The sequence below is a fragment of the Flavobacterium sp. WC2409 genome, assembly GCF_041200085.1.
Classification (GTDB): Bacteria; Bacteroidota; Bacteroidia; order Flavobacteriales; family Flavobacteriaceae; genus Flavobacterium.
Genome location: NZ_CP165625.1, coordinates 3,077,774 through 3,097,801, shown reverse-complemented (window position 1 = coordinate 3,097,801; position 20,028 = coordinate 3,077,774). Strand labels below are relative to the sequence as shown.

The window sequence follows — 20,028 nt, the reverse complement described above, 5'->3', positions numbered from 1 at the left end:
TAATCATTTGTGCTATTTTTAAACAAAACAGGGTTCCTTTACTTTTATAATGCAAGCCAATTCATTGTAAATTAAAGAACTAAATGAGAAAATAGTTACCTAAAAAAATAGTGAACATGAAAAAAAGAACAATTTTAACTAGCATTTTTGCTGTTATATCTTTAATTGTCTTTGCCCAGGAAAAACCAAGTCGCAATGACTGGGAAAATCCTGAAGTATTTCAGATTAATCGTGAGCCAGCTAGAGCTGCATTTTTACCTTTTGCAGATGAAGCATCAGCAATTGCGGATGACTATACTCGTTCACCATGGTATATGAGTTTAGACGGGAAATGGAAGTTTAATTGGTCTCCTACACCGGATGAAAGACCAAAAGATTTCTTTAAACCCGATTTTAATACGACCAACTGGAAAGAGATTGGAGTGCCTTCCAACTGGGAATTAGTGGGATATGGAATTCCTATTTATACTAATATTACGTATCCATTTGTCAAAAATCCACCATTCATTGATCATGCCGATAATCCTGTTGGGTCTTACCGCCGTACTTTCGAGTTGCCAGAAAACTGGGACGGACGTCGTGTTTACCTTCATTTTGAAGCGGGAACATCTGCCATGTATATTTGGATAAATGGAGAAAAAGTGGGCTACAGCCAGAATACTAAAAGCCCAACTGAATTTGATATTACGAAGTATGTAAAAGCAGGCGTAAATCAGGTTGCCGTTGAGGTCTATCGTTGGAGCGATGGGTCTTATCTAGAAGATCAAGATTTTTGGCGCCTATCTGGAATTGACAGGGACGTTTATCTTTATAGTACAGCAAATACGCGTATTGCTGATTTCTTTGCTCGTCCTGATCTTGACGCTACTTATAAAAACGGAAGTTTATCTGTAGATATTAAACTTAAAAATACCAATTCGGTTGCCAAGAACAATCAAACTGTTGTAGCTAAATTAGTTGATGCTACAGGAAAAGAAGTTTTTGTAAAAACAATTAAAATGAATTTAGGTGCCAATGCGGTTTCATCAACCACGTTTGTACAAAATGTTAGTTCCCCTAAATTATGGAATAATGAAACACCTAACCTTTATACTTTAGTACTTACGTTAAAGGATGAAAACGGCAAATTTGTAGAAACGGTTGCCACTTCTATCGGTTTTAGAAAAGTAGAATTGAAGAACGGACAATTATTAGTTAATGGCATCCGAATCATGGTTCACGGGGTGAATATTCATGAGCATAACCCAAAAACGGGTCATTATCAAGATAAAGAAACCATGATGAAGGACATCAAGTTAATGAAACAACTAAACATTAATGCGGTGCGTTGCAGCCATTATCCAAATAATTTATTGTGGGTAAAACTGTGCAATAAATATGGTTTGTTTTTAGTTGACGAGGCGAATATTGAAACGCATGGAATGGGAGCTGAACTTCAAGGTTCATTTGATAAAACAAAGCATCCAGCGTATCTCCCAGAATGGAAAGCAGCTCATATGGATCGTATTTATAGCTTAGTGGAGCGCGATAAAAATCAACCTTCGGTTATTCTATGGTCACTAGGTAATGAATGTGGAAATGGACCTGTGTTTCACGAGGCTTACGAATGGATAAAAAATAGAGATAAAACGAGATTAGTTCAATTTGAGCAAGCTGGGGAACAAGAAAACACTGATGTTGTTTGTCCAATGTATCCAAGTATGGAATATATGAAGGAATATGCTAATCGCAAAGATGTAAAACGTCCTTTCATCATGTGCGAGTATTCACATGCAATGGGTAACAGTAACGGTAACTTTCAAGAGTATTGGGACATTATTCACAGTAGTATTAACATGCAAGGTGGATTCATCTGGGATTGGGTTGATCAAGGCTTTGAACAAACAGATGAAGCTGGTAGAAAATACTGGGCTTATGGTGGTGATATGGGAGGTCAAAACTACACTAACGACGAGAATTTTTGTCATAATGGATTGGTTTGGCCAGATCGCACGCCGCACCCTGGTGCTTTTGAAGTAAAAAAAGTGTATCAAGACATACTTTTCAAGGGGATAAATTTAGAGAAAGGAATTATCGAAGTCGAAAATGGTTTTGGTTATACTAATCTTGATAAATACCTTTTCAAATATGAAGTTTTGAAAAATGGGTTAGTTATAAAATCAGGTGTAATTAATATTAGTCTTGCTCCACAATCTAAAAAACAAGTTCAAATTGAATTGCCAAAACTAAATGCAGAAGATGGAGTTGAGTATCTTTTAAATGTTTTTGCGTATACAAAAGAAGGTACTGAATTATTACCTCAAAATTTTGAAATCGCAAGGGAGCAATTTTCTATAGGAGAAAGCAAGTATTTTGCTAAAGTTGTAAATGCTACTGCAAATGCTATAGTTAAAGATACTAAGGATGCGATTTCTTTAAGTGCAAATGGGGTTGAAGTAACCATAAATAAAAAAACGGGTTTAATGCAGAAATATACATCTGGAGAGGAAAATTATTTTAATCAAATGCCTGTTCCTAATTTCTGGCGAGCACCAACAGATAATGATTTTGGTAACTACATGCAGGTAAGTAGTAATGTATGGAGAACTGTGGGAAGATTTAGTAGTTTGAATAGCATTGAAGTCAAAGAAGTGTCTGGTAAAACAACTGTTGTAGCGCAGCTTTCGTTGAAAGATATTGCTTCGACTTATACGATTACTTACACTATGGATGCCGATGGAAGCTTAACATTACAAAATTCATTCAAAGCCGGAGATAACCCATTATCTGAAATGCCTCGTTTTGGGATGTTATTCTCACTAAAAAAAGAGTTGGATAACTTTAGTTATTATGGAAGAGGTCCTTGGGAAAATTATCAAGATAGGAATACATCTTCTTTGAAAGGAATTTACGAAAGCAAAGTTGCTGATCAATATGTTCCTTATACTCGTCCTCAAGAAAATGGATATAAAACAGATATTCGCTGGATAACGTTGACAAATAACTCTGGAAACGGAATTGAGATTCAAGGCTTGCAACCACTAGGAGTTAGTGCTTTGAATAATTATCCTGAAGATTTTGATGCAGGTTTAACCAAAAAATACCGTCATACAAATGATATTACTCCACGTAATGAAGTGGTAATTTGTGTAGATTTAGCACAACGAGGTCTTGGAGGAGACAATAGCTGGGGTGCTATACCACACGAACAATACCAATTGAGAAACAAAGAATATAGTTACGGTTTCGTTATTAAGCCAATAAAAAAATAAATAGATTAGCAGTCCTATTTTATATGTTGTAAAATAGGACTGCTATATAATCGAAACTGTTGCAAGAGGTTGCTACTTAAAATAATTATTATGAAAGAAAAATTAAAATGCTGTTTCCATTTAAAAGGTGTTTTTACATTGTTTTTTATGTTTGGCGCAATTAGTTTATGGGCCCAGAAAGTGACAATACCTATTGCTACTAATAGCAATATGATGCTGTTGCAAACAGATAATGACAACCGTTTGATGACCGTTTATTTTGGTAAACCACTTGAAAACGAAAATGAATTCGCAGCGGTTTCAGCTGGATATAATTATGATTATTCTAATCAGGGAATTTACAATTCAGCATATACACCATCTGGTACTTGGAATCTTAGTGAACCAGCAATCCAGGTCAAACATGCTGATGGAAACACTTCTTTAGAACTGAAATATGTAAGTCATAAAACGGAAAAAATTGACGCTAATAGCGCTCTTACAAGTATCGTTCTTAAAGATCCCGTTTATCCATTTGAGGTAACTTTGTTTTATAAAGTTTGGCCAAAGGAAAATGTAATCGAACAATGGACTGAAATAAAACACAATGAAAAGAAAGCGGTATTGTTACAAAAATACGCTTCGGCAAATTTATTTTTTGGAGGAAAAAACTTCTATCTCACCAGTTTTCAAGGAGAATATCTAAAAGAAATGCAACCTGCGGAGACTAAGCTTGTACAAGGAATGAGATCTCTGGACAGCAAATTGGGAACTAGAGCGATGCTTACGCAAAGTCCTAATTTTATGGTCTCGTTTGGAAAACCTGCATCAGAAAATGAAGGAACGGTATTGCTAGGACAATTAGCTTGGAGTAGTAATTTTAAATTGGAATTTGAAGTCGACTCTAATAAAAATCTTAGGCTAATTGCAGGAATCAATCCTTTTGCTTCGGAATATTTATTGGCTCCAAATGTAGTTTTTAAAACGCCTTCTTTAATTTATGTGCTTTCAAATCATGGAACAGGAGATGCTAGTAGGAATTTACACGATTGGGCAAGAAAATATAGAGTTTTAGATGGCGAAGGAGAACGACTTACCTTGTTGAACAATTGGGAAGCTACCTACTTTGATTTTGATGAAAATAAAATAAAAGACTTATTTAAAGACGCTAAAGACTTGGGTGTCGATATGTTCTTGTTAGACGACGGTTGGTTTGGAAATAAATATCCAAGAAATGGTGACAATGCTGGGCTTGGTGATTGGCAAGAAAATAAAAAGAAATTACCAAGTGGCTTAGGTTATTTGGTTAAAGAAGCCAAAAAAGAAGGGGTGAAATTCGGTATTTGGATAGAGCCTGAAATGGTAAATCCTAAAAGTGAGTTGTATGAAAAACATTTAGATTGGGTAATTCGTCAACCAGAAAGACCTGAGATTTATTATAGAAACCAACTTGTTTTAGATTTGTCAAATCCCGAAGTACAGGACTTTGTATTTGGTGTTGTAGATGATTTATTTGTAAAAAATCCCGAATTAGCCTTTATAAAATGGGATTGTAATGCGACAATTTATAACGCTTATTCGGCATATCTTAATAAAAAGGGATTGCCACAATCTAATTTGTACGTTGATTATACTAAAGGATTGTATAAAGTACTACAGCGGATTAGAGCTAAATACCCAAAAGTGCCAATGATGTTATGCTCTGGCGGAGGTGGTCGTGGCGATTATGAATTCTTGAAGTATTTTACAGAATTTTGGCCAACGGATGATACGGAACCTTTAGAAAGAATATTTGTTCAATGGGATTATTCCTATTTCTTTCCTTCGATTACAACTTGCAACCACGTAACGGATTGGGGTAAACAACCACTAAAATTTAGAGTTGATGTGGCTAGTATGGGAAAATTAGGTTTTGATATTGTAGCAAGCAAATTAAATCCCGATGATAAAACATTTTGCAAACAAGCTATTTCAAATTACAATTCATTTAAAGATGTTGTTTGGCATGGAGATATGTTTCGTTTGGTTAATCCTCATGAAAATGATATCGCAGCGTTAATGTATGTAAATCCAGAGAAAAGCAAAGCTGTCGTTTTTAATTACTTAGTGAATAATAGGTTTAGTATTACAGCAACTGAGCGACCAGTTGTATTAAACGGTTTGGATCCAAAGAAAAAATATACGGTAAAAGAAATTAACCTGTTTCCAGGAACAACATCCTCAATTGCTTCTGACAAGGTGTATAGTGGTGATTTCTTGATGAAAGCAGGGATCAATCCAAATGTGAATTTGAGAAGAACAAGTGTAGTTCTTGAAATAACAGAAGTGAAATAAAATTTAGAAAAAGCATATTATAAAATTGTAAAATATGAAAATACTAGTTACTGGCGGATTAGGATTTATTGGTTCGCATACTGTTGTTGAATTACAAAATGAAGGTTTTGAAGTTGTCATTATCGATAATCTTTCTAATGCTACTGAGGATGTTTTAAATGGTATAGTTGCTATAACAGGTAAAAAGCCCCTTTTTGAAAAGTTAGATTTAAGAGAAAAAATAGCTGTTCAAGATTTTTTTAAAAGACATTTTGATGTTGTTGGCGTAATTCATTTTGCGGCATCAAAAGCAGTAGGTGAAAGTGTGGGGAATCCTTTATTGTATTATGAAAATAACATAAGTTCGTTAATCTATTTGCTTCAGGAATTGCAACAAAAAGAAGAGTCACATTTTATCTTTAGTTCTTCCTGCACTGTCTATGGTCAAGCAGATGTAATGCCTATTAATGAAAACGCATCAGTTAAGCCCGCCATGTCTCCTTATGGGAACACCAAACAAATTGGGGAAGAAATCATCACTGATGTTACAAAAGTAAGTGGTATAACTGCTATTTTGTTGCGTTATTTTAATCCTATTGGGGCGCACCCATCAATCGAAATTGGTGAATTACCCGTTGGAGTGCCACAAAACTTAGTCCCTTTTATCACACAAACTGGAATGAGTTTGAGAAAAGAACTTTCGGTTTATGGGGATGATTACCCAACTGTTGATGGTACTTGCGTTCGGGATTATATCCACGTTGTTGACCTAGCTAAAGCACATGTTATTGCTTTGCAACGATTAGTAAACAAAAAAAATTCGGCTAAAATAGAAACGTTTAATCTGGGGACAGGAACTGGAAGCTCGGTTTTGGAGGTGATTCAAGCATTCGAAAAAGTAAGCGGTCAAAAATTGCCTTATACCATTGTTGGTAGAAGAGAAGGTGATGTTGTTTCGGCTTATGCCAATACAGATAAAGCAAATACTATTCTTGGATGGAAAACACAAGCTACACTTGAAGAAGGGATAGCAAGTGCTTGGAAATGGGAGCAGAAGATCAGGAATAAAAACTAATAATAGTGATTGTGTCATTTATAACAAGATACAATCAACATAAAAATAAATTATAAAACATTGTATTATAGTTGTTTACGGAATAATAAAATAAAATTTAACAGATTCATCTGTAATAAATGTAAAAAACACATTTATAAACTATGTAAATAAATATTTTTATTTTACTTTTGACTTTCATAATTTCATAAAATATCAATTAAATTAAAACACATATCACATTTTATAACTAATTCTGTAATGGATTTCTATAAATTATTGTAGATATGCAAAATGATTTATAAATAGGAACTATTTATAAAAAAGAAAAATAGCACAGGACAATAACCGTATGCATTTATATTAATTTCTAAAAAACAAATTACCCATGAACCAACACCTTGCTTTTGCGGATTACGCAGTATTTATTATTTATTTTATCGTGGTATCCACTTATGGATATACCGTTTATCGCAAACGCGAAAAAAACGAACACGATGCCAAAGCTTATTTCCTTGCAGAAGGAACATTGACATGGTGGGCTATTGGTGCTTCATTGATTGCTTCAAACATTTCTGCTGAACAGTTTATTGGAATGAGTGGAGAAGGTTTCTTTTTAGGAATTGCTGTTGCCGCTTATGAGTGGATTGCTGCTATTGCTTTAATTATTGTTGCCGTTTGGTTCATTCCTGTTTATTTGAAAAACAAGATTTATACCATGCCTCAGTTTTTAAAAACAAGGTATAACGAATCTACTGCTTTAATTATGGCCGTATTTTGGTTGTTCTTATACGTATTTGTAAACTTAACTTCTATTTTATATTTAGGAGCTGTTGCCATTAATGGATTGGCTGGTGGAGAATATTTGCATATAATTATGATTGGATTGGCTCTTTTTGCTTTATTAATTTCTTTGGGAGGAATGAAAGTAGTGGCTTATACAGATGTAATTCAAGTTGCTGTATTAATTATTGGAGGATTAGTTACTTCATATATTGCTTTAACAACCGTTGGACGCTATTTTGGAGTGGGTGAAAATGCTATTGAAGGTTTCAAAGTATTAATGAGAGAAGCTCCAGAGCATTTCAAAATGATTATTCCAAGACCTACCGCTACATCTACACAATTAGAGATTAATAAATACCTTACTTTTCCAGGTGTAATGTCGTATTTGGCTGGTATTTGGATTATTAATCTTAATTATTGGGGTTGTAACCAATACATTACCCAAAGAGCATTAGGTGCTGATTTACAAACTGCTCGTACGGGTATTTTGTTTGCTGGTATTTTAAAATTATTAATGCCACTTATCGTTATGTTGCCTGGTATTGCAGCTTTTGTTTTATATGAAAACGGACATTTACCTCAATTAGTAGGAGGAAAAGATGGTGCTTATTCTGCAGTGTTGACATTCTTACCAACTGGTTTAAAAGGATTGTCTGTAGCGGCATTAACGGCAGCTATTGTGGCCTCTTTAGCAGGGAAAGTAAATAGTATTTCAACTATTTATACGCTTGATGTTCATAAAAAATACATTCAAAAAGACGCTACTGATAGAGGACAAGTTAATATTGGAAGGATCGCAGTATTTGGTGCCATGCTTCTTGCTGTTATATTTACTTGGAATGATTTACTTGGAATTGGTGGTGTAGGTGGATTTACTTACATTCAAAAATATACAGGTTTTATTAGTCCTGGTGTATTTGCCATGTTCTTCCTTGGGATGTTTTGGAAAAGAACTACAGGTACTGCAGCAATTGTAGGGGTAATTGCAGGTTTCTTATTATCCGTTTTGTTTAATGAATTTGCTCCAGCATTATTTGGAAATGAGACGTTATTATATACTGCTTTTCCTAACGGTAATGGGGGATTTGAAATTCCATTTCACATTTGTATGGGATTGTCTTTTGCATTTACAATGCTTTTAATGATTGCCATAAGTTTTGCTGGACCTAAAGTGAATCCAAAAGCATTTGAATTAGATACTGAAATGTTCAAATTGAAACCGCAAACTACTGTTTTGATTGTAATAACGATATTGACTATTTTTGCTTTGTATGCTAAGTTCTGGTAGAAAGTAATTTTAAGCTCATTATAAATTAAAAAGTGTGAAGCTAACTTAACGTTGGTTTCACACTTTTTTTATTACATAGGTTACAATCCCCCAAATAATTAATTCATTTTCTTCAGTAACTTTTATGGGAGGGTAGTTTTCATTTTCAGGCATGAGATACAAACATTCTTTTTCTAACTGAATGCGTTTTACGGTAAATTCTCCATCGATAAAACAAATTGCAATTTTATGATTTTGTGGCTCTAGACTTCGATCAACAACAAGCACATCTTTATCATTAATCCCAGCATCAATCATAGAATTTCCTTTTACTTTGATATAAAAAGTAGCCAGAGGGTTTTCGCTTAATTCTTTATTGAGGTCAATATTATTTTCCATAAAATCCGCTGCAGGCGATGGAAAACCTGCTGAAACACCTTCGGTCATGAATGGAATTTTTATTTCACTTTCAAAATCGGGTTGGAAAAAAGTAAGTTTTTGTTCTTTTTTTATTGACATTTTATTTCAAGTATATCTTTAAAACTGGTAGTGAATTTGGGTGACAAATGATTCTGATTCATATTCCAAGTCAAACTAAGGTTTTGTGTGGCTAGCTTTACCTGCGTGTAGCCTATTTTTTTGTTGAGGTCGTCCATGACTTTCATAAGTGCTAAATGTTTTGGGTTTTCATCTTCAAACAATTGAAACTGTTTTTTGTTTTCATCGATAAGGCTACTAACAATTACTCCCGCTTTTTTAAATTTCAAACCCTCATTTTCTTTGTGCATTTGTTTCAGCATTGCCACAGCAGCATTAGCAATTGTTAAGCTTGAATTTGTTGCATATGGCAAGTTCATAGCCATATTAAAATAATATTTGGAGGTTTGAACAGTATGTTTGTCAACCACTAATAATACGATAATGGTATGACAACATGATTTTTGTTTTCGCAGTTTCTCGGCACAAACAGAGGCAAACGTAACCATCCGTTCTCGCAATAAATCAAAATCGGATATTTGTTTTGGAAAACTCCGAGTGGTGGAAATGCTTTTCTTTTGGTCTGGAAAGGGGTCCAAGTCCAATATTTGCTTCCCTTCTAATTCATATTTTAAACGCATTCCTATTACACCCATTTCTTTTTTTATCCAAGCTTCATGTTGTGGTTGTATGAAGTCTAATGCGGTGTTGATCTTGCGTAGTTTTGCTTTTTTGGTTGTTCGATGACCTATGCCCCAAACATCTTCAATTTTGGTCCATTTGAGTGCTTTAAAGCGTTTTTCATCCGTATCAATTACATAAACACCACCAGTTCTTTCTTGGAATTTCTTGGCTATTTTATTGGCCACTTTTGACAATGCTTTGGTCTCTGCAAAACCAATACAAACGGGGATTCCAATCCATTTTTGAACTCTTTTTTTCATTTGAATACCATAATCGTGGTAATCTAAAACGTTTAGTCCGTCAAAATTTAAGAACGCTTCATCAATGCTGTAGATTTCTACATTAGGAGTAAATTGTGCCAAAATTGACATTACTCGATTACTCAAATCGCCATATAGTGCATAATTAGAAGAAAATAATTTGACATTCTTTTCTCGTACTAAATCTTTAATTTGAAAAGCAGGAGCACCCATTGGTATTCCAACAGCTTTAGCTTCATTGCTTCGGGAAATTACGCAACCGTCATTATTTGATAATATAGCAACCGGTTTTCCGTTGAATTCTGGTTGGAAAACACGTTCGCAGGAAGCATAGAAATTATTACAGTCGACTAAGGCATACATACTACAAAATTACTCAATATGTACTTATGCTTGTAAATAACAAAAGTTAATTTTAGGGATTGTTGATAAGTAAAAATAGGTTTTTTTTCGAAAACTTTAAGAGCTAAAATTCAAAATTAAATCCTTTTTTAGTTAGTTTTTCATAAATTTTAGAGTCAAACTTATACAATTGTGCTGCTCTGTGAGAAACGTCTTGTTGTTTTTCATCCAAGGCAACCAACAGTTTCATATGAAGAATTTTTCTACGGAAATTGGATTTATCCATCTCAATACCTAGAATTTCTTCATAAAGATGCATAAGTGCCAATAAAGTAAATTTTTCGGGTAAAAGATTAAAACCTATTGGAGCTTGACGCACCCGATTACGCAATTGTTTTAAGCTATAATCTAATATTTCATTATGATCATATATTAAATCTGGAATTTCATTAATCTTATACCATTTTGCATCAGATGCTGTAAAACCTGCGGTTACATTATAATCTTCTCTTTTTATTAAAGCATAATAACCTATTGTAATTACCCGTCTTAATGGAAAACGGTCGGGATCCCCAAAAGCTTTTAATTGTTCTAGGAATATATTATCTAATCCTGTTAGTTCTCCTAACAATCGATGAGCAGCATTATCTATACTTTCTTTTTTCTTTATCCACCCACCGGGAAGCCCCCATTTTCCTTTACTAATACCTTCAGCATGTTGGACTAATAGGACTTCTAATATTCCGTTGTCAAAACCAAAAATTACACAGTCAATTGTAATGGCATTCATGGCTGATTGCTCAACAGTTTTTAAAGAGTCTTCAGTAGTTTTTTTATCAACCATGGTTTGGAAATTTGAATGAAATATATGAAAAATTAAAAAGCGAGGGTATTTAATTTATATGTTTTTTATGAGGCGAATGTTTTTGCAAATATTTAAAAAAAATCATGGAATTAGAAGTATAATTTTTTATTTTTTTTCACCTGCTGTTAGGAGCCTTCATTAGTATAAATGCGTAATAGTATGCTTGATTAATTATCAATTACAAATTTTTAAACACAATTTTTTGTTAATATGAAATAAATGCATTACACTTGTAGTCAAATTAACCATAAGTATATGGTTTTTATGACTAGAAGTTTGTAGAGATGCAAACATAAAAGTAAAAGCAACCTCTTAAAATGAAGAATATGTATTTTTTAGGAATAGATTTAGGAAGCTCTTCAATTAAACTAACAGTATTTGATCCGGAAAAAGGAACTACTGTTGGCGCAGTGACTGTTCCAGAAATGGAGATGGATATTATTGCTCCGAAATTTGGCTGGGCTGAACAAGATCCTAATTCTTGGTGGCAAAATGTTAAAAAGGGCATACAAGTTTTGGGAACAAAACAGGATGTTGACTTAAAAAAAATTGCAGGGATTGGGATAGCCTATCAAATGCATGGTTTAGTCTTAACGGATGAGAAATTAAATCCTGTTCGTTCTTCGATTATTTGGTGTGACAGTAGAGCAGCAACTATAGGGAATGAAACATACGATCGTATGGGACAAGAATATTGCCAGCAACAAATTTTAGGAAGTCCAGGAAATTTTACTGCTTCTAAATTGAAATGGGTTCAAATAAATGAGCCAGAAGTTTTTAATAAAGCGGTCTACATGATGCTTCCTGGTGATTTTATTGCTGCAAAACTTTCAGGGATTCCACAAATTAGTACTTCTGGACTATCAGAAGCTGCATTATGGAACTTTTCAAGAGGGGGTTTAGCTACTGAAGTACTCCAAGAAATGGATCTTCCTGAGGAAATGATCCCAGAAATTGTACCCAACTTTGGCTATCAAGCAACAATTCACCCAGATATCGCTTTAGAGTTAAGCCTTGACAGAAACACTAAAATAACCTATCGTGCCGGTGATCAACCCAATAATGCATTATCTCTAAATGTGTTAAAACCAGGGGAAATAGCTACTACAGCTGGAACTTCGGCCGTAATTTATACAGTAAGTGACAAAGATATCTATGACAAAGAAAATCGAATCAATACGTTTTTACATGTAAATAATACTGAAACAGATAAAAAAAATGGGGTAATGCTTTGCATTAATGGTTCTGGTATTTTGTACCAATGGTTGCGCAAAATCATGTCTGTTGACCAATCAAATTTAATCGCATATGAAACGTTGAATGCCGAAGCTGCTAAAGTAAAAGCAGGAAGTAAAGGACTTCGTTTCTATCCTTTTGGGAATGGAGTAGAGCGTATTTTTAATAATAAAAATGCCAATTCAGGAATTCAGAATCTCAATTTTAACATCCATCAATCTGGGCATCTTATCCGTTCAGCTTGCGAAGGAATCGTGTTTGCCATGAATTATGGGTTTGATGTGATGAAATCCGTGGGAGCTTCTGGCGAAGTAGTGAGAGCTGGAAATGCCAATCTATTCCTGAGTCCCGTTTTTAGAGAAATTTTCACCAATACAACACAAACTACTTTAGAACTCTATAATACTTCTGGGGCCGAAGGTGCAGCGCGAGGTGCAGCCTATGGTTATGGATTTTATGACTCACTTGATGAGGCGTTTAAAGGGTTAAAATGTATAGAACGAATTGAACCCAATCAATCGCTGACTTCACAGTATCAAGATATTTATCAAGAATGGAAAAATCATATTAAAATAGAACAATAATGAATACAACTAAACAAACTTATTTTAAAAACATTGATATCATAAAATTTGAAGGAAGAGAAAGTGTTAACCCACTTGCTTTTAAATGGTATGATGAGAGCCGAGTAGTAGCAGGAAAGACTTTAAAAGAACACCTGCGTTTTTCCATGGCATACTGGCATACGCTATGTAACAAAGGGGGAGATCCTTTTGGTGCTAATACAGAAATTCTTGCTTGGGATAAAAACGAAAATGTAATTCAAAGAGCCAAAGACAAAATGGATGCGGCTTTTGAATTCATGAGCAAATTAGGGATTCCATATTATTGTTTTCATGATTTAGATATCGTAGATGAAGCACCAACTTTATCAGAGTTTGAAAACCGAGTGCAAGAATTAGTTGCTTATGCTAAAATTAAACAAGATGAAACGGGGATTAAACTGTTGTGGGGAACTTCAAACTTGTTTAGTAATCCTCGTTATATGAATGGAGCTTCAACCAATCCTAATTTTGATGTTGTAGCTTATGCAAGTGCTCAAGCCAAAATTGCTATTGATGCTACCATTGCTTTAGGTGGTGAAAATTATGTTTTTTGGGGAGGTCGTGAAGGCTACATGAGTCTTTTAAATACCGATATGAAAAGAGAATTAGATCATATGGGACAATTCTTGACTATTTGTAGAGATTATGCACGCAAACAAGGCTTTAAAGGAACTTTTCTTATTGAACCAAAGCCTATGGAACCCATGAAACATCAGTATGATTTTGATGCGGCAACAACATTAGGGTTTTTACATAAATATGGACTTCAAGATGACTTCAAGTTGAATCTAGAAGTAAATCACGCTACCCTTGCTGGACATACTTTTGAGCATGAGTTACAAGTTGCGGTAGATGCAGGAATGTTAGGAAGCATTGATGCAAATCGGGGAGACTATCAAAACGGTTGGGACACTGATCAGTTTCCAATAAATGTTTATGAAATAACTCAAGCTATGTTAATCATCTTAGAAGGTGGTGGAATTCAAGGTGGCGGAATCAACTTTGATGCAAAAGTACGCAGAAACTCAACTGATTTAGACGATAAATTTATTGCTCACATAGCTGGAATGGATGTTTTTGCACGCGGTCTTATCTATGCGGACCATATTTTACAAAATACAAATTATAAAAATTTACGTGAACAACGTTACGGATCATTTGACAGTGGTAATGGAGCGAAGTATGAAAAAGGAGAGCTCTCTTTGGAAGCACTTAGTGAAATTGCTCGTGCAAATGGAGAACCTCAACAAATAAGTGGAAAACAAGAATTATTTGAACAAATTATTGCCAACGCATATTAGTCTATTAAAACAACCATTAACTAACTAAATTATTGTGAAAAGTAAATGGTGTAAATCAATAATATTTAGTTTTTAACATTGCTTTAATTCAGTATTTTGTGCTGAATTAAAGTTTTGTATAACAGTAATCTCAAATTGTGACTGGATAAATTGTCTCAAATATTGTTTTTTATTCTAAAAAGGTTCTTAATTCTTGACGGTATTGATAGGCACTTTTCCCAGTGAATTCTTTAAACGATTTATTAAAATGTCCTAAATTGTTAAAGCCACTTTCATCACAAACGTCAGTTATACTGATTTGTTTTTCAGCTAATAATTTGGATGCGTGCACCAATCGATAATCATTTACAAATTTAGTAAATGTTTTGTTGGTTATCTTTTTGAAATACCTACAAAAGGATGGGACAGTCATTGCAACAAGATCTGATATTTCTTCTAGGCTTATGCTTTCTTGAAAATGGTCTTTCACAAAATTATATACCACATTCATGCGGTCATTGTCCTGCATTTGCATTTCCATCGAAAATCCTTCGGCATTCAATATGACGCTTTCTTTTGATAACTCTAATTCATTTAAGATAGACAACATGCTTAGTAATCTTTCTAATTGATTTTGTTCATCAAGTGCTTCTATTCGTTCTCCAATTATTTTTTTCGTTTTTCCAACAAACGAGATTCCTTGTTTGGCTTGGCTGAATAAGTTTTTAATATTTGTCATTTCTGAAATTTCAAAAAAACTGTTTCCAAGAAAGTCAGGTTTCATTTGTATTACCGTTTCTTTTTTATTCCCTGTTTCTTCATCTGTAAAACCACAATGAGGTAAATTACTACCTATAAGAATTAGATCACCATCATTATAATACGAGACATGACTGCCTACTTGTCTTTTACCGGAGCCTCCATTTATATAAACTAATTCTATTTCAGGGTGATAATGCCAGTGATTTGTATGTACGTTGTTGTTTTGTTCATGTTTCGCTATAGAAAATGAACTTCCAAAAGAGGGGACTATGATTTCTAAGTTGGGGTGTATAGGTCTCATATTCTTTTTTATTGATTTAGTATGCAAATTTAGTAAACATTGCGGAATTGTTAGCTTTTTTAACCTTTATCGATTTCGTAAAAGGTAAAATAGCGTAGAATCGTGAAAATCCTGCATTATATTCAATGAAATGGTTGCCGTAGATTTGTAATAGTTAAAAGGATTATAAATCTAAAAACTTAAATTATGAAAAAGATTTTAAAATTTAGTTTGGTAGTAGCAGCTGTATTGACTGCTATGAATGTAAGTGCATCAGAAAAAGATTTTTCGTTAGATGTAAAAAAAGGAGAAGGTAAGACGGTAACTTTTGCTCTTAATGAGTCAAATAAAGTAGAATTGTCAATTTATGATTTAGACAATAAATTGATTCACACTGAAAATGTTAACTCTAAAGGAAGTATTAACAGAACGTATGATTTAAAAGCTTTGCCAGAAGGAACATATTTTCTTGTAGCAGAATCAGATACGAAAATCGCGAAATATGAGATTTCTGTGATTGGGAAAACTGCAGTTCTTGCTTCAAGTCCAGTTTCGGAGGTGTACAAGCCAGTGTTTACAAACAAAAATGGTTTAGTTTCTCTAAGCATTTTTAATTTGTACAAAAACCCAGTGAGCATTAAAATTTATAATCAAGCTGACGAGGAAGTGTATACATCTCCAGTTTTAGTAGATCAAAATGTTGAAAAGGTTTTTGATATCAAAAACTTACCGTTTGAAAAATATACATTCGTTATGACGTATGGTGATAAAGTTTTCATCGAGACAGTTTCGGCAAAAAAATAATTAACAACAGAATTTATGAAAACAGCTCTATTTTATAGAGCTGTTTTTTTTATATTATATTTCCGATAATTTTGTCCATTACCCAATTGGTGTGAGTTGCAGTTTTTCCATCAGAAGGATGTGTGCCGTTATGGAGTAAGCTGTCTTTCATTTGTTGAACATGGTACAGTTGAATGTTTTCGGGATGTTCAATATGAAGTTTCGTTTCACCTTGTTCATTTGTTAGAAGTAAAGGATCGTTTTCGAATATAGAAAAGGCAATTTTACCTTTACTCCCATAAATTTCAACGGTATCATCCCTTGTAAAACAACCAAAATTCCAACTTCCCGATCCAGTAATGCCTGATTCATGTACCCAACTTGCTGCTACGGCATCTTTGGCTGAATATAATCCCTGTTGGTTTATACTTATTCCAGATGCTTCTTTTATATTTCCTAGAAGGAAAGTAAATAGGTCCAGTCCATGACTGGCCAAATCGTCAAAATAACCAGCTGTTGCGATTTTGGCATCTGTTCTCCAGTTGTAATTTCCTGATAAATCTTGATCAGTTGTAGGTTTGCTTAAATGCCATCTTATATGTCTTATTTCGCCTATGGTTTTATTGTCTATCCATTTTTTTACTTGCAGAAAACGAGGTAATGTTCGTCTGTAATAAGCAACAAATAAAGGGATGTTTTTTTCTTTGAAGGCTTCATAGATTGCTAAGCTATCTTGGTAATTTGGCGAAAGCGGTTTTTCAATGCAACAACTTTTTCCTGCAATGGCTACTTTTAGTCCATAATATTTATGGGTATCAGGTGGCGTAGCTATGTAAACAGCATCTATTTCAGGGTCATTTATTAAGTCATCAGCATTAGTGTAATATTTGCTTATCCCATGTCTTTTAGCATAATCAGCCGCTTTTTCAGCGTCTCTTCTCATTACGGCTACTATTTCAAATCCGTCTGTTTTTTGATAAGCAGGACCACTTTTTATTTCGGTAACATTACCACATCCTAGTATTCCCCATCGGATTGTTGTTTTGCTGTTTTCCATATTTTGTAATAATTGATTTTAGACCAAGGTATGAATTAATTACATCCGTCTATTCCACAATTTTCTCCTTCGGTTGTATTCAGTACGGTTATTTTAGAATCAAATTGACCCTCATCCCATACCTTTTCTAACGTTTTTACAAAAGTTTCGACATGTTGTGCTCCAGAAACAGCGTACTTATTGTCAAAAACAAAAAACGGAACGCCTTGAACCCCTATTTTTTGAGCCATTTCAATATCCTCCTTTACCGCTTTTGCGTAAGCATCAGAGTGTAAGACAGTATCAATTTCTTTAGTATCTAATCCTGCTTGTTGTCCTAATTGAGTTAGCGTTTCTAAATCATTTACATTTTTACCATCGGTTAAATAGGCTTTAAACAAAAGCTCCTCTAGTTCATTCGATAATTGGTGTTTCTTTGCTAAATGCAATAAACGGTGTGCATTAAATGAATTGGCCATAATTGCTTTTTCAAAATGAAAGTCCAGTCCAGAATTTTTTGCATTCTGGGTCATGCTGTCCATCATTTCTTGTGCCCATTCTTTATCTTTTCTATATTTTTCGGCTAAATGTTCGGCCATATTATCGTCAGCTGAAGCAACAAAAGAGGCATCTAATTGAAAGCTTTTCCATTCGATTTCTACTGATTCTTTATGATTAAATTGTGCCAACGCGCCTTCAATTCTTCTTTTTCCTATATAACAATATGGGCACATAATATCCGACCAGATTTGTACTTTTAATTTATTTTCCATTGTGTTTTAAGTATTGTAGTAAGTTCTTAATTTGTATATACAAATGTAGTGATTTCCTCTTGATCAATAATTCGTTTTAGTTTTTTATTGGGAAATTAGGATGATAAGAAAAAGGTTTTTGTTTAATAAAAAACCCATCAAACGGATATTGATGGGTTAAACGGGGTTATTTTCGAATTAAATAAAATCAATACTAAAAATGACAACTGTATAATCTAAACTAAGTACTGTTTCTGTTTTATACTTTAAAATAAGAGATTTTAATCGCTATCTTGAAGCATATAGTTTAGATACATATTTACCAATTACATCAAATTCAAGATTTATTTTAGTACCAACTTTGAAATTTTTAAAATTAGTATGTTCGTGCGTGTAAGGTATGATAGCAACACTGAATTGATTTTTCTTAGAGTCTACTACTGTCAAACTTACTCCATTAACGGTAATCGAACCTTTTTCAATAGTAAGGTTGTTTAGAGTCTCGTCGTACTCAAATGTGTAAGACCAACTTCCATTAGTTTCTTCCGTTGAAATGCATATACCAGTTTGATCTACGTGACCTTGCACGATATGTCCGTCTAGTCGATCGCCTAATTTCATGGCTCTTTCAAGATTGATGCTATCTCCAACCTTCCAATCTCCTAGATTTGTTTTTTTTATCGTTTCGTCAATTGCCGTTACAGTATAGCTATTGTTGTTAATAGCTACTACGGTTAAACAAATACCATTATGCGCGACACTTTGATCTATTTGGAGCTCCGCTGTTATAGAGGAGTCCACCGTTACGTGAATATTGTCTTTTTCTTTTTTTATTTCTTGGATAGTACCAAGGGTTTCTATGATTCCTGTAAACATTTCTTATTTTATTTTACTAAATTTGCACTTCAAAATTAGCAATAAATAACGTGAGGTCATGATGAAAAAAGCAGAAAATATAATTGTTGGAATTTCAATAGGAGATTTAAACGGTATTGGAAGCGAAGTTGTTCTAAAAACATTCGAGGATACACGTATGTTAGAACTGTGTACGCCAGTTATTTTTGCCAATGTGAAAATAATGTCTTTTATTAAAAAGAATTTAAATGCAACGGTTTCACTTCATGGAATCGATAAACTAGATCAAATTCTTCCAGGGAAAATCAATGTTTTTAATCTTTGGAAAGAAGGTGTGGATTTAAATTTAGGAGTTAATGATGATAAAGTGGGGGAGTATGCTGTAAAGTCATTTGTAGCAGCTACTCAAGCTTTAAAGGATGGAATTGTAGATGTTTTAGTTACAGCCCCAATAAATAAATATAACATTCAATCGGAAGAATTTAAATTCCCTGGACATACTGATTATTTAAACCAAGAATTAGAAGGGAACGCCCTAATGTTGATGGTTCAGGATAATTTGAGAGTTGGTTTATTGACGGATCATATTCCGTTGAGTGAGGTAGCATCTCATCTTACAGAAGATTTGATAAAACAAAAAATAGAAACAGTAAGACAGTCACTTATTCAGGATTTTAGTATAAATAAGCCAAAAATTGCAGTTTTAGGATTAAATCCACATTGTGGAGACGGAGGAGTAATAGGAAACGAAGAAAATGCTATTTTGACTCCAACTTTGAAAAAAATATTTGAAAAAGGAACGATGGTATTTGGACCTTTTGCAGCTGATGGTTTTTTTGGAAGTGGGCAGTATGAGAAATATGATGCTGTAATAGCTACATATCATGACCAAGGCTTAATTCCTTTTAAAACATTGTCATTTGGAAAAGGAGTGAATTATACGGCTGGTTTAAATAAAGTAAGAACATCTCCTGATCATGGCACTGCCTATGATATTGCTGGGAAAGGGGTGGCAGATTATAACTCATTTAAAGAAGCGGTTTATCTTGCTTTAGATATTTATCGCTCTAGAATTCAATACGAAGAAATCAGTCAAAAACCACTGAAGATTAAAGAAAAACAGTAGTAAATAAAAAAAGATAAATAAGATTATTAGTTTTG

The 20,028-nt window shown here is 33.8% G+C and carries 15 protein-coding genes; 8 read left to right on the top strand and 7 right to left on the bottom strand.

Going from position 1 to position 20,028, the window contains the following annotated elements:
- Positions 1-116 precede the first annotated feature (116 nt).
- The 4 genes from AB3G34_RS13315 to AB3G34_RS13300 all read left to right on the top strand — a co-directional run bounded on the left by AB3G34_RS13315 (position 117) and on the right by AB3G34_RS13300 (position 8,671).
- On the top strand, positions 117-3,251 hold the full coding sequence (locus AB3G34_RS13315) for a glycoside hydrolase family 2 TIM barrel-domain containing protein (protein WP_369752707.1): 3,135 nt from the start codon (positions 117-119) through the stop codon (positions 3,249-3,251).
- 90 nt (positions 3,252-3,341) lie between these two features.
- Positions 3,342-5,564 (top strand): alpha-galactosidase, encoded by a 2,223-nt coding sequence (locus tag AB3G34_RS13310; protein WP_367772425.1) that lies wholly within the window; start codon positions 3,342-3,344, stop codon positions 5,562-5,564.
- Between the two features lie 34 nt (positions 5,565-5,598).
- A complete protein-coding gene (gene galE, locus AB3G34_RS13305) occupies positions 5,599-6,618 on the top strand; it encodes a UDP-glucose 4-epimerase GalE (RefSeq protein ID WP_369752706.1) in 1,020 nt (339 codons plus the stop codon).
- Positions 6,619-6,985: 367 nt separating this feature from the next.
- A complete protein-coding gene (locus AB3G34_RS13300) occupies positions 6,986-8,671 on the top strand; it encodes a sodium/sugar symporter (protein ID WP_367772421.1) in 1,686 nt (561 codons plus the stop codon).
- 57 nt (positions 8,672-8,728) lie between these two features.
- On the opposite strand, the gene AB3G34_RS13295 is transcribed toward AB3G34_RS13300, so the two are convergent.
- The 3 genes from AB3G34_RS13295 to AB3G34_RS13285 all read right to left on the bottom strand — a co-directional run bounded on the left by AB3G34_RS13295 (position 8,729) and on the right by AB3G34_RS13285 (position 11,257).
- Positions 8,729-9,169: a LexA family protein gene (locus AB3G34_RS13295; RefSeq protein ID WP_367772419.1), complete on the bottom strand. Its 441-nt coding sequence runs from the start codon at positions 9,167-9,169 to the stop codon at positions 8,729-8,731.
- Complete coding sequence (locus tag AB3G34_RS13290) at positions 9,160-10,434, bottom strand: Y-family DNA polymerase (RefSeq protein WP_369752705.1); 1,275 nt, start codon at positions 10,432-10,434, stop codon at positions 9,160-9,162. Before AB3G34_RS13290 ends, AB3G34_RS13295 begins: the two co-directional genes overlap by 10 nt.
- 103 nt (positions 10,435-10,537) lie before the next feature.
- The gene (locus AB3G34_RS13285; RefSeq protein ID WP_367755736.1) at positions 10,538-11,257 is read right to left on the bottom strand and encodes an NUDIX domain-containing protein; all 720 of its coding nucleotides are present in this window, start codon (positions 11,255-11,257) and stop codon (positions 10,538-10,540) included.
- Positions 11,258-11,595: 338 nt separating this feature from the next.
- Here AB3G34_RS13285 and AB3G34_RS13280 point away from each other — a divergent pair, with 338 nt between their 5' ends.
- On the top strand, positions 11,596-13,098 hold the full coding sequence (locus AB3G34_RS13280) for a xylulokinase (protein ID WP_369752704.1): 1,503 nt from the start codon (positions 11,596-11,598) through the stop codon (positions 13,096-13,098).
- Positions 13,098-14,420 carry a xylose isomerase gene (xylA, locus tag AB3G34_RS13275; protein ID WP_369752703.1) on the top strand — a complete coding sequence of 441 codons (1,323 nt, stop codon included), beginning with the start codon at positions 13,098-13,100 and terminating at the stop codon, positions 14,418-14,420. Before AB3G34_RS13280 ends, xylA begins: the two co-directional genes overlap by 1 nt.
- Positions 14,421-14,589: 169 nt before the next feature.
- On the opposite strand, the gene AB3G34_RS13270 is transcribed toward xylA, so the two are convergent.
- Positions 14,590-15,462, bottom strand: coding sequence for an AraC family transcriptional regulator (locus AB3G34_RS13270; protein ID WP_367755730.1), 873 nt, complete (start codon positions 15,460-15,462; stop codon positions 14,590-14,592).
- A gap of 186 nt (positions 15,463-15,648) precedes the next feature.
- On the opposite strand from AB3G34_RS13270, the gene AB3G34_RS13265 reads away from it, so the two are divergent.
- Positions 15,649-16,245 (top strand): T9SS type A sorting domain-containing protein, encoded by a 597-nt coding sequence (locus AB3G34_RS13265; protein WP_369752702.1) that lies wholly within the window; start codon positions 15,649-15,651, stop codon positions 16,243-16,245.
- Between the two features lie 49 nt (positions 16,246-16,294).
- Here the strand turns inward: AB3G34_RS13265 and AB3G34_RS13260 are convergent, their stop codons facing one another.
- The 3 genes from AB3G34_RS13260 to AB3G34_RS13250 all read right to left on the bottom strand — a co-directional run bounded on the left by AB3G34_RS13260 (position 16,295) and on the right by AB3G34_RS13250 (position 18,888).
- Complete coding sequence (locus AB3G34_RS13260; RefSeq protein WP_369752701.1) at positions 16,295-17,281, bottom strand: Gfo/Idh/MocA family protein; 987 nt, start codon at positions 17,279-17,281, stop codon at positions 16,295-16,297.
- Positions 17,282-17,316: 35 nt separating this feature from the next.
- Positions 17,317-18,033 (bottom strand): DsbA family protein, encoded by a 717-nt coding sequence (locus AB3G34_RS13255; protein WP_369752700.1) that lies wholly within the window; start codon positions 18,031-18,033, stop codon positions 17,317-17,319.
- 267 nt (positions 18,034-18,300) lie between these two features.
- A complete protein-coding gene (locus tag AB3G34_RS13250) occupies positions 18,301-18,888 on the bottom strand; it encodes a riboflavin synthase (protein ID WP_369752699.1) in 588 nt (195 codons plus the stop codon).
- 58 nt (positions 18,889-18,946) lie between these two features.
- Here AB3G34_RS13250 and pdxA point away from each other — a divergent pair, with 58 nt between their 5' ends.
- Entirely contained in the window at positions 18,947-19,993 is a 1,047-nt protein-coding gene (pdxA, locus tag AB3G34_RS13245; RefSeq protein ID WP_369752698.1) for a 4-hydroxythreonine-4-phosphate dehydrogenase PdxA, read from the top strand.
- Positions 19,994-20,028 lie beyond the last annotated feature (35 nt).

Coding starts and splice junctions, on each gene's coding strand:
- AB3G34_RS13315 (WP_369752707.1), top strand. CDS start 117: ATGAAAAAAAGAACAATTTTAACTAGCATTTTTGCTGTTATATCTTTA.
- AB3G34_RS13310 (WP_367772425.1), top strand. CDS start 3,342: ATGAAAGAAAAATTAAAATGCTGTTTCCATTTAAAAGGTGTTTTTACA.
- galE (WP_369752706.1), top strand. CDS start 5,599: ATGAAAATACTAGTTACTGGCGGATTAGGATTTATTGGTTCGCATACT.
- AB3G34_RS13300 (WP_367772421.1), top strand. CDS start 6,986: ATGAACCAACACCTTGCTTTTGCGGATTACGCAGTATTTATTATTTAT.
- AB3G34_RS13295 (WP_367772419.1), bottom strand. CDS start 9,169: ATGTCAATAAAAAAAGAACAAAAACTTACTTTTTTCCAACCCGATTTT.
- AB3G34_RS13290 (WP_369752705.1), bottom strand. CDS start 10,434: ATGTATGCCTTAGTCGACTGTAATAATTTCTATGCTTCCTGCGAACGT.
- AB3G34_RS13285 (WP_367755736.1), bottom strand. CDS start 11,257: ATGGTTGATAAAAAAACTACTGAAGACTCTTTAAAAACTGTTGAGCAA.
- AB3G34_RS13280 (WP_369752704.1), top strand. CDS start 11,596: ATGAAGAATATGTATTTTTTAGGAATAGATTTAGGAAGCTCTTCAATT.
- xylA (WP_369752703.1), top strand. CDS start 13,098: ATGAATACAACTAAACAAACTTATTTTAAAAACATTGATATCATAAAA.
- AB3G34_RS13270 (WP_367755730.1), bottom strand. CDS start 15,462: ATGAGACCTATACACCCCAACTTAGAAATCATAGTCCCCTCTTTTGGA.
- AB3G34_RS13265 (WP_369752702.1), top strand. CDS start 15,649: ATGAAAAAGATTTTAAAATTTAGTTTGGTAGTAGCAGCTGTATTGACT.
- AB3G34_RS13260 (WP_369752701.1), bottom strand. CDS start 17,281: ATGGAAAACAGCAAAACAACAATCCGATGGGGAATACTAGGATGTGGT.
- AB3G34_RS13255 (WP_369752700.1), bottom strand. CDS start 18,033: ATGGAAAATAAATTAAAAGTACAAATCTGGTCGGATATTATGTGCCCA.
- AB3G34_RS13250 (WP_369752699.1), bottom strand. CDS start 18,888: ATGTTTACAGGAATCATAGAAACCCTTGGTACTATCCAAGAAATAAAA.
- pdxA (WP_369752698.1), top strand. CDS start 18,947: ATGATGAAAAAAGCAGAAAATATAATTGTTGGAATTTCAATAGGAGAT.